This window comes from Paenibacillus contaminans, assembly GCF_003285015.1.
In the GTDB taxonomy this organism is placed as follows: domain Bacteria; phylum Bacillota; class Bacilli; order Paenibacillales; family NBRC-103111; genus Paenibacillus_V; species Paenibacillus_V contaminans.
Genome location: NZ_QMFB01000013.1, coordinates 48,108 through 61,714 on the forward strand (window position 1 = coordinate 48,108; position 13,607 = coordinate 61,714).

The 13,607-nt window shown below is 50.9% G+C and carries 9 protein-coding genes; all 9 read right to left on the reverse strand.

Annotation, left to right across the window (positions count from 1 at the left end; translation table 11 throughout):
• Positions 1-297 precede the first annotated feature (297 nt).
• On the reverse strand, positions 298-1,020 hold the full coding sequence (locus DQG23_RS21565) for a hypothetical protein (protein ID WP_113032953.1): 723 nt from the start codon (positions 1,018-1,020) through the stop codon (positions 298-300).
• A 260-nt stretch (positions 1,021-1,280) separates the two neighbouring features.
• Entirely contained in the window at positions 1,281-2,117 is an 837-nt protein-coding gene (locus DQG23_RS21570; protein ID WP_113032954.1) for a carbohydrate ABC transporter permease, read from the reverse strand.
• A 28-nt stretch (positions 2,118-2,145) separates the two neighbouring features.
• Entirely contained in the window at positions 2,146-3,027 is an 882-nt protein-coding gene (locus tag DQG23_RS21575) for a carbohydrate ABC transporter permease (RefSeq protein WP_113032955.1), read from the reverse strand.
• 87 nt (positions 3,028-3,114) lie between these two features.
• Positions 3,115-4,443 (reverse strand): extracellular solute-binding protein, encoded by a 1,329-nt coding sequence (locus DQG23_RS21580; RefSeq protein ID WP_113032956.1) that lies wholly within the window; start codon positions 4,441-4,443, stop codon positions 3,115-3,117.
• Between the two features lie 122 nt (positions 4,444-4,565).
• The gene (locus DQG23_RS21585) at positions 4,566-6,200 is read right to left on the reverse strand and encodes a response regulator (protein ID WP_113032957.1); all 1,635 of its coding nucleotides are present in this window, start codon (positions 6,198-6,200) and stop codon (positions 4,566-4,568) included.
• Positions 6,197-7,996, reverse strand: a complete 1,800-nt coding sequence (locus tag DQG23_RS21590) for a cache domain-containing sensor histidine kinase (protein WP_158560624.1) — start codon at positions 7,994-7,996, stop codon at positions 6,197-6,199. The genes DQG23_RS21585 and DQG23_RS21590 overlap by 4 nt, the downstream gene beginning before the upstream one ends.
• A 102-nt stretch (positions 7,997-8,098) precedes the next feature.
• Positions 8,099-10,081 (reverse strand): alpha-amylase family protein, encoded by a 1,983-nt coding sequence (locus tag DQG23_RS21595; protein WP_113032959.1) that lies wholly within the window; start codon positions 10,079-10,081, stop codon positions 8,099-8,101.
• A gap of 446 nt (positions 10,082-10,527) precedes the next feature.
• Positions 10,528-11,724, reverse strand: coding sequence for an N-acetylglucosamine-6-phosphate deacetylase (gene nagA, locus DQG23_RS21600; RefSeq protein WP_113032960.1), 1,197 nt, complete (start codon positions 11,722-11,724; stop codon positions 10,528-10,530).
• 228 nt (positions 11,725-11,952) lie between these two features.
• Positions 11,953-12,684 (reverse strand): SMI1/KNR4 family protein, encoded by a 732-nt coding sequence (locus tag DQG23_RS21605; protein WP_113032961.1) that lies wholly within the window; start codon positions 12,682-12,684, stop codon positions 11,953-11,955.
• Between the last annotated feature and the right edge of the window lie 923 nt (positions 12,685-13,607).

Below are 13,607 nucleotides of genomic sequence, written 5' to 3' on the forward strand. Positions count from 1 at the left end.
TTGCTGTAGTCCGAAATAACACACTTGCGTGAATGGTTTAACGTAGGGCAAGCTCCGCAATCCGTTTTGGCCCGCTTACAGCACGGTTTTATCGACCGTTTATGATAAAATAGCGCCATAAGCAGACAAATTCGAACTACAGCAGCAAACGTCCGGAAAAGTTTGTAAATAGTTGGGCAAAATCGACTTGCAGCGAAAAACAGCGACCAAATGGCATGGCAACTAGTCTGGAATGTCGAAAATCTATAATCAATAGCTAAGTTCGGGCATCATTTGCGAGCTGGCTTTTTCGCTTGTCTAATATGAAGCGCTTGTCGCTTTCAGTAAGCAATACCATTCGTTCAGATCGCCGCACGAATCGCCGGAATCCACCGTCAGTTCATCCGGAGGCTCCGAAACAGACAGATACTGCAAATCCGTCTCATCCAGCGAGGCAGCGCAATCAGCGTATAAAAAGTTTTCGGCAACCCAATCCAGCGGAAACTCCTCTTCACCGAAGCTTTCCTCGTCACCCGGGTCGTCATAAGGTTTGACGTCACGAAGAAAATCCGGTTCCGCAAATTCATAAGAATGCTCCGCATTCGTCTCCCGGTCGTCTTCTCCATAATCTTCGAATTCGTATTCGTATTCGATATAGCAGGATTCGTTCGCCGACGGCGAGGCATCGTCCTTCCAGCTATCATACTCCTCCCAAGTGATCCCATAAGAAAACCCGCCCGGTGTGTAACCGATGATAATCGCATGATGAAAATCAGAGTCGTACGCGCTCATATTCAATTCCGCTTCTTTTTTGGCTTTCCGCTTTTCCTTCAACTTTTGGCGATGCCGGATACGCTCCTCTTCTCCCGCTATAACCCGCGCGACTTCCTCCGGATTCAGCTTCATGCCGAGAAGGCTCAGCTCGGCTATCGCACAGCGGACATCAACCGCAAAATAGTTGCAATAACCTCTAATCCATCTCTTGCCCGTATACTGCTCAATCCACCGAGGCGCCGCCTGAAGCCGGCCGTTTCGATTCATCCTCGTACGTCTCGGAGGGAGCGGCTTCTTCTTTTTTTTCTTGGATATCTTTAATCACCCACGATTCAAAGATCCTTTACAACCATCAGCCTTCATTCTAGCACAAAGCTGAAAGCAAGCCCATATTCCGTCAGCAGAGCCAAGCATCGTTAGCGTGAAAGCTATACCTAAGCAACTCTTTCTAGCGTAATTAAACAGCGGCAGCCTAGGACATAATGTCCCAAACTGCCGCTAGTGTTCCCATCATGCCGATCCGCCAATTATTCCTTAACCGCACCCGCAGCAAGTCCGGATTCCACGCGTTCCTGAAAGAGCAAATAAACGATGACCGTCGGAATAATCGTAATCATAATCCCGGCGAATGTCGGACCCATCTGGGATGCGCCGCGTTCGCCGATAAACGCCATCAGCGCCATCGAAATGTTGAACATCTCTTTATCCGTAACGAGAATGACGTTCCAGATCAAATCGTTGTAAATGCTGAAAAAAGCGAGAATGCCTGCCGTCGAAATCGCGGGCATCGCGAGCGGCGTCAATATTTGAAATAGCAAACGCGCCGGGCCGCAGCCGTCCATGACCGCGGACTCGTCGATTTCCTTGTTGATTCCCTTCATAAAACCTGTGATCAAGAAAATCGCCAGCGGCAGCTCGAATGTTCCGTATAAGACGATCATCACCAAATAGTTGTTGAACCCGTTAAACGAACCGATCAAACGTGAAATCGGGATCATTAGAGAGAAAATCGGAATCATCAACCCGATGATAAAATAAATGTAAACGAAGCTGCTGCCCTTAAACGGGTGCCTTGCCAGCACATAAGAAGCCATCGTGGCAAGCAGAAGCGTCAACAGCGTCCCTGCGATCGCATAGATGAACGAATTCAAGATCGACATGCCGATTTTGGCGTCCACAAAAGCCAGCGAGAAGTTGGACCACCGCCATTCCACCGGCAGCGAAAAGATCGAATTCATATAAATCTCATTGTTGTCCTTGAACGCCGACAGCAGCGTAAAAATCAATGGATAGATGAAAACGACGGCGCAAATCGCCGCAAATATATAAACGGGCGTTTTTTTCATGCTCATGTTTGCGTTCATAGTGTAGTTTCACCTGCCGATCGTTTGATTATCGTGAAGCTTTAGCGCTCATCAGCTTGTTCAGCACGACCGTAGCCACCAGCGCCGCAACAATAATAAAGGTTCCGATACTGTTCCCCACGCCAAAATTATTGTATTTGAACGATTCGTTATACAGCATCGTTGTCGGCACATCGGTTGCGCCGTTCGGACCGCCGCCCGTCATCACAAAAATTTGTCCGAATACGCGAATCGATTGCGTAACCGCAAGCACCGAGAAAATTTTGATCGTTTCTTTCATGAGCGGCACGGTGATATACCAAATTTTCTTCCAGCCCGTTGCTCCGTCAAGCTCCGCAGCCTCGTACAGCTCCTCCGGAATCGCCACAAGCCCGCTGCCGAAAATGATCATGTTCATTCCGCAATAAATCCATGCATTGACGATAACGACAACATATATCGCGATTGCCGGATCGCCGAGCCAGTCTCGCGTCAGCGATTCCAGTCCGACCGCGGTCAAAATTCCGTTGACCAGTCCCCCCTGCCCCCGAAGCAAAAACTGCCACATCAATCCGACAGCCGTAAGCGGCAGAATGGACGGCATAAAAAAGGCGACCTTGAAAAAACGGGTGCCGCGCATTTTGCTTGTCGTAATGAGAGCAAGTGTAAACGCGATCGGCAAGATGAGAACGAACGACGATAATATAAAAACGCCGACGTTTTTCAAAGAACGGTAAAAATTCGGGTTATCGAACATTTTGACATAGTTGTCCCAGCCTACGAATTCCAGCGGCACGCTTTTGATGCCGTTCCATGAGAAAAACGATAAATAGGCCGTTTGAAACATTGGAATGACGTAAGCCACCGTATACAACAGAAACGTAGGCACCAAAAAAGCCGCAATAATCCAAACCGATTTATTTTTAGCCATTTCAGCTTCTCCTCCTTCGCGGAAAATGTCGCCTATACAAATCATCGTACCGCCCGGCCGGACGGTACGATGAAGCAGGCTGCGATATTATTTGTTGGAATCCACGAAGCTTTGGATGGCGTCTGCGGTTTTTTGCGGTTTGTTGCCGGCGAACATGCCTTGAATTTCGTTCCGCGTTTTGTCCGTCAGCTGTGCGAGCGGATCGTAGGATTCGATTTCGGCTTTGAACTCTTTCGCCGAATTTTGCGCTTTGATATATTCCGTCGTCACCGGATCGACCTTGGATGTACCCATGTCCATCTTCACCGGATAAACGCCGCCTTTTGTCGCTTCGAAGTAATATTGGAACGCTTCGACCGAAGTCAAATATTTGACAAGCTTGACGGCTGCGTCCCGTTTGCCGGCTTCAGCCGATTTCGCGATGGAGTAACCGCCCGCTCCGCCGAACCAAGTGTCCTTAAATTCCGGCTTGTCTTGGAAATACGGGAACGGAATAACGCCGATTTTGTCCGCGATCGGGGAAGCCGCCATGGACGAGACCGCCCATACGCCTTCGAACAGCATCGCGCTTTTGCCGCTGAAAAACATCGCCGTCGTCGCATTGTTATCCAGCGTTACGATATTTTGACCGAAAACGCCTTTGTCCTGCCAGTCCTTCATAATTTGCAGCAAGCCGACCATGTCGGGATCGTTCCATTTCGCTTTGCGGCTAACCAGGTCCTGCGTTTTTTGGAAGCCGAATTTTTTCATCGACAGGTAGTTCATCAAGTGGCCGCCGCGGAAGTTTTCCTTCTCGCCCATCGCCATCGGCACGGCGCCAAGCGGCTTGAATTTGTCGACCAGTGCCGGAACCTCTTCAATCGTAGTCGGAGGTTTCGCGCCCGCTTTTTCGAACAGCTCTTTGTTGTAATAAATCGCTACGCTGTAAAATTCGTTCGGTACGCCGTAAATGCCCTGCAGGTCGCTGTATTTCCAAGTATCGAACAGCGGAAGGAACGCATCCGACCATGCTTTGTCTTCTTTCAGGTAAGGCTCGATATCCAGCGCGACATTTTTGGCGTAATCCTTGAACGCCTCGCCGCCGTAGTTCATCCAAATTTCCGGCATATTGCCCGTTGCGACGCCGGTTTTGAATTTATTATTGAAGGCGTTTTCATCATTCAGCGATTCGTCGACGACTTTAACGTCCGGATTTTTCTCCATGAATTTCTTGAGCAAATCCTGAAACGCTTTCGATTTGGGATCGCTGCCCGCGAATCGGGTTAAAATGTGAATTTCCGTTTGTTTGCCAGCCTTTGCGGAATCGTTGCCGCCTGTGGTTTCCCCTTTGCTTACGTCTTTACCGCCGCAAGCAGCCAGCACTGTAGTGGATACAAGTGTCATCGCAAGCAATGTCATGATCGATTTTTTCTTCACTGTCCTGACCTCCCGTTGTCGCGTTCATTTTATGTCGGCCTGACATATTGTCATTATAATTTCAGCGTTGTTCCGATTGAATGAACTATTTTTACGGCAGCGGTAATATTTTTACAGAACGTTTACGAATCCGCGAAAAATTTCGAAGGCGCAATCCGGTAATATTTTTTGAAGCATTTGCTGAAATAATTGGCATCTTTAAAGCCTATACTTTCCGCAACGAAAAGCATGTTTCTGCAGCCGCTGTCGATCATTTCCTTCGCTTTGGCCATCCGGCACGCCGTGATGTACTCCACGACGCTATAACCCGTTTCGTTCTTGAAAATGCGGCTCAAATAGCTCGGATTTACGAACACGCTGCCGGCGATTTCATTCAAATCCAGCTCGCTGTCGGCAAAATGCCCGTCGATATATTGCTTTGCCTTCTCAACGAGCTTCGCGGGCGAAGATTGCTTCTGGCTGCTCGTCCGCTCGACTGCATTGCGGTATACGTCCAGCAGCCACTGCTCGATAAGCTCAAGCCGTTCGAGCCGTTCGGTCAGCGCTTCAGGAGAAAAAGACTCTTCCACAGCAGGCGAAAGCTCGATCTTCGCTTCGGCTGCGAACAGATTTAAGGTGGCAATAAACTCGTACAAGGCCTTAAACAAAAAATCGATTTGCCGATCTTGCCCGCGCAACAGCCCGAACAAATTACGAATATAGTCTTCGATCGCCGGCATGCTCCCGAGACGAAGCAAAATAAGCGCTTCCTGACGGATCGCGGAAAGTTGAACCAGCGTCGTCGGCTTGGGCAATTCGTTGTAACGTATCGTGCGGCCGCCCCCTAACATAGTCCGGTGCTTCAATGCCGTTACGGCTTCCCGGTACGATTGCTGCGTTTCCGACAGATGACCGCGTGTGTTGCCGATACCGGCCGTTATGGAAAACCTCAAATGAGCATGAACCGCGCGAACGGCCGCCAGACAAGCATCCTCCAGCCTGCGCTGCTCCGCTTTGGCATAAATGCCGCGCGGATCTTCTTGCAGGACAGGATTTTGATTGACGATCGCAATGATCCGGTTGTTATCGTCATAGCTTAGCTCCACATGTTTAATCGCGGATTGCGCTAATATTTCTTGGACAATGTTAAGAACCGCAAACCGTTTCCAATTCGGCAACGGGCTTCCGTCATCCGCTCCATGCTTATCGATGCCCGCAACAACAACCGAAATCGGCGCATCCGGAATGAGCCGCGGGCAAAACACGCGAAGCTTCGCTTCATCCTTTGCCGCTTCGGCCCCCGTGCCGTCCAGCAAGCTTTGGATAAACTTTTGGCGCAAAATATCGTCGCTGGCGCGGAGCGTCATGACGACTCTGTCGTTCTGGCGCTTCTGCTCCGTTTCGCCTTCGATTCGCTGCCGGATTTTATGGAGCACGTCGGTCAATTCCTCGACATTAAGCGGCTTCAGCAAATAATCGGCTACGCCGGCCCGCATCGCGGATTTGGCATATTCGAAGCTGCCGTAGCCTGTCAGGATAATAATTTTCAGCTGCGGATAATCCTGCTGCGCCAGCTTTGCGAACGTCAATCCGTCTATGATCGGCATATTGATATCGACAATCGCCAATTGAATCGGCGTATGCTGCAGCTGCAGCAGCGCATCTTCCCCGTCGGAAGCTTCGCCGGCAATCTCGAAGCCCAGGTCGTGCCAGTCGACGACCATCTTGAGCCGCTCCCGCACCAAATATTCGTCGTCTACGATCATCACTTGAATCATTCGGTTCCCTCCTGCATCCTTATAGCCGGCAGCTTCACCGTAACGGTTGTTCCTGCGCCGTACTCGCTCGATACGGAAAGACCGTATTCCATGCCGAAATAAAGCTTGATCCGTTCATCCGTGCTTTTCAGCCCGAAGCTCCGCTGCCTACCCTGATCCAGTAGCGGCTTGAATATGCCCTCCAGCGTCTCCGGTTTCATGCCGACACCGTTATCTTCCACCACGATTTTCAATATTTCGCCGTCCAGCGCCGCACGAACCGAGATCAAGCCTTTCCCCCGCTTATTTTTCAGTCCGTGATAAACGCTGTTCTCCACGATCGGCTGCAGCAGCAGCTTGACCGTTTGGCAGCGGTATACGTTCATCTCGATGTCAAAGCTGTAGTCCAATTGAGCGCCGTACCGTACTTTTAATATTTCCAAATACGTCCTGGTAATATGAATTTCGTCCTCCATCGGGATGATCGCATTGCCTTTGCTGAGCACGCCGCGATAAAAGGAAGCAAGCCGGTTCACAACCGCAACGATGTCGGCGTTCCGCTTCAAATCGGCCAATGCGCATATGCTCTCCAGCGTGTTGTACAGAAAATGCGGGTTGATTTGCGCCTGCAGCGCGGCGAGCTCGAACTCCCGCTTGCGCTTTTGCTCTTCGACCATGCTGCTCATGAGCGTTTTCGTCCGGTCGACCATTTTGTTGAATTCGCGGGCAAGCGCGCCGATTTCATCACGAGATTTCAAGTCGAGCCATACGTCCAAATTGCCTTCCTGCACGTTTTTCACCGTCGCTTTAATTTTATTAAGCGGTTTCGTGATCGAGGTTGCAATGACAAAGGAAAGGATAACGCCCGTCAGCACAAATACGATGCCTAACGCAAGGAAACGCTGCGTCAAAATATCGTTGTCCTTCATAATTTCCCGAATCGGTACCGTACCGACAATCGTCCAATCGAGTCTCGGAAAATAGCGGGAAACGACAAGCAGCTCCCGGCCGGAAGCGTCTCGGAATTGCTCGCCCCCTTCATGCGCCGTGACCCAAAAGAAGTAGGGCTGGTCTGCGACGGATTTGTACAGCTCCCGCTTGTCCGTATTCGAAGAGATGAGACCTCGCTTGTTCACGATAAAAATCGATCCGTTTTTTCCGATATCGATATTCCGGTATTGATCGGCTATATACGATTCCATGATCGTCAGCTCAACGAGGCCAAGCGTTTGTCCGACGCGGTCGGAGTTGAACTTCTGGAACAGCTTGATCACATCGTATTTCGACGTTCCCTGCCAATAGTTGCTTGCCGACGTATCCGCCCATTCCAGCCCGTAAGCCGAACCGGCGAATTTGTCAAAATAAGCCCGGCTGACATCTTCCACGCCCTCCAAGCTGCCGGAATCGTATATACGTCCGAGCCGGTCGTAAATAATAACCGCATTGATGAACGTTTTGGTATCGGCAATCCCTTTCAACGAATCCTGCACCGCAATGTAACGCTGATAGTTGATTAGCGGGTCGTCTGTCAGCGGCTTGCTTAACACGTCCTGCACCGTATTGTCGGTAATCACGATTTTTGAATAATTTTCAGCATTATCCAAGATGAGATCGAGCTTTTCGGAAACGAGCCGCAAATTTTGCTCGGTGTTTTCGACCGCTTTCTGAATCAGAATCGAAGACGATATTTTGTAAGTGAGCAAAGCCAGCAGAGCAAGCAGCACGCTAAAAGCCACTATGAACGAAAAAACGATCTTTTTGTTGATCGATAACGAGTAGTATTTTTCAAGCAGTTTGCCGCGCAAATTGCCCTTCATGGCCGAACTCACCAACCTTCGATGTTCTGGGCTGCCGAACTCCCGATGATACGACAAAACAGAAGGTGAAAAATACACCTTCCGTTCCATGTCCAAACGTTATTATACCCGTATATAGTCGATGACGACCATTTGGTGGTTTTCCAGCCGAGGCACCTTATAGGTTATCCGGTCCTCCCGTTTATCGAACGCCAGCGGCGTCATTTGCGGCGCCAAATACACGCGGCTCACCTCGTCTCCCGGCAGGCGCAGCGTCACGTCGATTTCGTATACAGGCAGGATGTCCTCGATGACCTCGACACCGTCACCCCGCTTCACCGGCGAAGCGTACAACAAATGGTTGATATATCGCGATTCGCCCCGCTGCTCCTGCAGCGTCACGATGCCCTGCGCGGGCAGATTCGTCGTCAGCGTTTTTTCCTTCAGCAGCCGGTTCAGCGCATATACGACCGTTTCCTTTAGTACGAGACTGCCTTTCGTCGCATAATCCTCGAACACGTTCCAGGCGATATAGATGCCGTTTTCACTTTCCGCCATGCCCGGTCCCCCGTCGTTCAGAGAGCTTGGCGTATGCTGGTGGGAGCAGAACGAATAAGCGTCGCGGTTGAAATAGGAATCTTCGCGTTTGCCAAGCTCCGTCCCGCCGGCCAGCTCGACTTTTTGCCCTTGCGCATAAAAGACGAATGAAGCTTGCTTCAAGCTGGATAGAGGAAACATCGGGCGGAAATAGTCCGGCTGAAACGAATTTTCGCCGATATAGCGGACGCCAAGATCGATGGCAAAGCCGCTTTTGTCCGGCTTAAGGCCGGAGCAGCCGGTTGCAAGCACTTTGCCTCCCTTGCGCAAAAACTCGTCCAGCTTCGTTTGCAGCCGTTCCGTAATGAGCACATTGTCCGGCAAAACGATAACGCGGTATGGACTGAAGTCGGAGTACGGATCGAGTACATCGAACAGGAACTTGCCCTCCAGCATGATTCGCGCGGCGCCTGCGTCGGAATTTCCCGTAAACATTGCGTCTCCCGTTTTGTCGACACCTAAAGATTCGACCGACAACACCCCGATGTCCGCCACATTAATCGTATTTGCGCACCAGGCTTCTTTCCGCTCGACTTCGGAATATGCAGCGCCGATCAGCTCATACGTCGCTTCATCCATGAAACCTCTTGGATGGAGCTGATCGCCGATCGAGCATCTTGCGCCGTTCGCCAAGCTAAGCGCCGTTTCGTAACGAAGGGCATTCGGATGCTTGTATCCGCCGAACTCGCCCCAGAACGTGTGGAATTTGCCGGTCATACCGAGGAAATCCATGCCGAGCTGCTGCACGTAACGAGCGGACAGCGGAAAATGATCGTAGCCCCAGCCGCCCGTCGGCAGCGATTCGAGCTCCAGATGCGTGTTCATCGCCGCCAAATCGCGGCGCCCTTGGGCGATATGTCCGGCATTATGGAATATCGGCAAGCCCGGACGTATGCTATGAACGACCTCCTCGATCCGTTTCGTATAGTTCGCATAAACGCGCTCGCCTTGCTCAACGACATGCCGCTTATTGCGCGGGTTTTTGCCTTCGGCAAGCAGCCGGTTCACGCAAGTATGGCAATAACACGTTCTTACGCCTACGATATCGAGGAAGATGCCGTCGCCGTCATAGTTGCGGACAACCTCCTCGACCTGCGGAATGACGATCTTTTCGAGATAAGGACTGTTTAGACAAAATTGATGCCAGCCCGCCTTCATAAAGCCTTGCACCCAGTTCGTCCGGTCGTCCTCGTCGCGCATCAGCCACTCGGGATGGCGGCGCGCCAGCTTCTCGTCGAAGCCGACGGAGACGTAGATCGGCGTTTTCACGTCGATTTCGCGGGCCGCCTCGATTTGCGCCGCCAGCAGATCGAAATCTAGATGCGGATGCATGTCGTTCAGCTCGGAAGGAAAATACGCCCAGCCATGATGACACTTCGCAAATATTGTGATCGAATCCACATGGCCCTTTTGCAACATCGCTTGAAATTGTTCTTTATTGAAGTCGGCAGCTATATCGGGGATAGCCTCCGAGGTATGGAAATCCAGGTGAACTTGTCTAAATCGCATCATATATCCCCCTCATGACATGATGGTTTCATAACCGGTCGCCATATACCGAATCCTCTTCCAATCCAAGGTGAACGTTTTCATAATGAAAAGCTTCATAGTACCGCTTAAATATTCCATTGAAGTTTTCGGTCGTTATGCCGGCCTGACATCTTTTCATTATAATTTCGGCTTCTACGTCTATGAATGAACTATTTTTACGGCAAGGGGAATATTTTTACCGCAGATCCGGAGCCGCTCCGGGATTCCTGATTCCATTAGCCGACGTAAAGCGATTAAACTGTCTGTACATACAAAAAAAGAATGGTCCACATTAAGCGGGCCATTCCTTATGAAATGTTATGATAGCTTACTGTCCGCTGCGCAAATCTCTTAATCGACCGTGTCCGGATAGCTTCGTTTCTGCTTATCGTATGCCGAGCGGCAGTCCCTTACAACATATTCAACTATCTCTCGTACACTTTCCCGCCTCTTACGTAGGTTGCCAGCAGCTCCAGCCGATCGTCAACCACGATAAAATCGGCGTCCTTCCCGGGCTCGAGCGTTCCTTTGCGCTCCAGCGCTCCGCATTGTCTTGCCGGGGTTTCGGTAAAAGACGGGAGAATCGTCTCTACCGGATAACCGGTGAAAGCGACCATATTTTGCAGCGCCCGAATGCTGGTAAGCGAGCTTCCGGCGAGCGAATCGCTGTCCGGCAAATAAACTTTGCCGTCCTTCATCGTTGCATGCTCGTACTCGCCGTCCGGCAATCCGGCGCAAAATACCGCATCCGTAATCATACACAGGCCTCGTGCGCCTTTCGTATCAAAAAGCAGCTTCACCAATGCCGGATGCACATGAATGCCGTCCGCGATCAGCTCCGTCGTCAGCTCGGGCAGCATCATACCGGCTCCCGCGAGCCCGGGCTCGCGATGGTGAAGCGGCCGCATGCCGTTAAAATGATGCGTCGTATGGCTCGCGCCTCGGTGCACCGCCTCTGCAGCTTCTTCGAAGGTGGCGTCGGAATGGCCGATCGACACGGTGATTCCGCGCGCAGCAAGCCATTGTACGGCTTCCATCCCGCCCTCCATTTCCGGAGCGAGCGTGACGAGCTTGATCAAACCGGCAGAGTCGTTTACATATTGCTCAAGCGCGGCAAGATCAGGCAGCCGTATTGTGCTTTGATCTTGCGCACCGGCCCGTTTGGCGTTGAGAAACGGCCCTTCCAGATGCACGCCGAGCAGCTCCGCTCCCGTAACGCTACCCTCCTGCACCGCCGATGCCGCGTTGCGCAGCGCCTGCCGGATGCGTTCATCCGTATCCGTCACCGTCGTAGCCAAAAACGACGTCGTACCGTGCAACGCATGAAAGCGGCTCATCCCGTCCAAGCTCTCGCGGTCGGCGTCCATCATGCTGAAGCCGCCTCCGCCGTGCACATGAACGTCGATAAGCCCCGGCAGCACGCTGCGTCCTTTTAGATCGACGACAAGCTCATCGTCCCCGAACGCACGCTCAGGTTCGGCCGTCCCTTCGGCTCCGATGGCTTTAATCCTGCCGCTGCCGTCAACCTGCATCCATCCGCTCCGGACAATTCCCTCCGGCGTATAGAAGTCGCCGTTTTTGTAAATCGTCCTGCGTCCGCTGCCTTTGCTCTGTTCGCTCATGATTCGTTCTCCTCCTCCGTAGTGCTCACTAGTACGTATTTGTGACCGATCACCACACGCCGTGGAGTCGCGCGATGCGGATATTTCGCCAAATTAGCCCCAAGCGAACCAAACGTCGATATGCAGCATGCAGCCCCCTGCTTTCGTGTGCCAAGCATCGCAATAAACCCAGATGGACCGGCCCGCCCCCGACTGTACGTCATCGGCTGATCGGCTAACCTTGTCATGTTAGCCTGCTTGAGGCCATAGTTTGCAGCTATGCTGCTGAAGAAACCTAGCAATATCATCATACAGCTCCGAACGATCCTTCTCATAAAAAACGGCGATTTCCGTGCCGATGGCATAATTGAAACGCAAGTATCCTCCCAAAGCCTGAACAAAAATTTTGCAGGAATATTCGTCCTCAACGATCAGGTCCGGCAGAAAGCGAGCTTTGCACAGACTTGCCAGCTCCGTCATCGACAAGCCGCTCTCCTGGGGAACAAACCGGAAGAAAGCATGCACTCTCGTATCATTCCACGGCTCGAAATACGGCGATGCGGTATAGGTTTGTTTATACGCTTCCGAGTAAATGCGATCCAAAGTATGGATAAACAGGTCTTCCCCGCACGGTTTTAGCGTTATGATCTGGTCATGTCTCGGAAGCCAAAGCATGCCGTCCGTTTGAGGATGAACAGCCAGAAAATCGCCATCTATCGAAGTCCCGATACTGACGCATTCCTTGATTTGCTCCTGTGTTATGGGAGAATCCTCATCGTGCAGCCAAAAATCATAATCGGCAAAAGGCTGCAATACGTCCGGATCCGGACCGGTTACATTCACCCAGCCGCAATAAGTCCCCTGACCGTACCGGGTCAGAAGCGCTCGATACGACGGGGGAAAACGCACGCCCGTCTCTCGCTGAATATCGTCCAGTTCGGCGTCAGAAACCGGAATCATTTTATTCGATACGATGTACAAGATTTTCACCAGCCTTTTCTGTAAACTGTTACGGCACTTATCGTCCTGATTCTTCCCGCATTGCGCCGAAATCTCTAAACTTCTATAGTCAGCCTTCCGAAAGCCCCACTACGCAAAACCAACACTAAATAAAAGTATAAAAGCATGTTTGGTAGAATACAACATTTCTCATGTCTCTTACGTACGATAGATTTCATAAAGAGTGTAGGGCATTTGATCGTGCAACTGTCGTCACCATCCTTCAGAGCTTTAGATGCATGCTCCATGGCGGTTGATGACTTATGTCCTCGAGAAAAAGTAAATAAGAGGCTACTGCTAATAAGACAAGTCACACTATCCTTCACCGAAAACCCATGTTCTGGAGAGCTAATTGGCAAAGGGTACTTTTAGTTAGGCTAGCCTTGCTAATTCGCGGCAAAAACTCGTGTTTAAACGTGTTAATGAGGCAATCGAAACTGTTCATGAGGCTGGCCTCACTAATTCTCGCCAAAAACCCTTGTTCAAGCGTGTTAATGAGGCAGACGAAACTATTAGTGAGGCGAGCCTGACTATTTCGCCCCACAAATCCGTGTTCAAGCAAGTTAATGAGGCAAGCACAACTATTCGTGAGGCTAGCCTCACTATTTCGCGCCAAAACCCATGTTCAAGCGTGTTAATGAGGCAGACGAAACTATTAGTGAGGCAAAGGAAATTGATAGTTTCGTTTGCCTCACTAACGGACGAAAACGAGCATTTTACGGGTGGAACAATGAGGCCAGCCTCACTAATAATAAGGTTTTCTCCACTAATAGCACGATCCGTGAATAACTATTACGATATCCGTGTTTGCTTTCGTAACCAGGTCTTCATCAATCCCTGGTTTTAGATTTCATAAGTCAAAAAAGCCTGAACGGCACTCCTTTTTCAGCAGAGTGCCGCTCAGG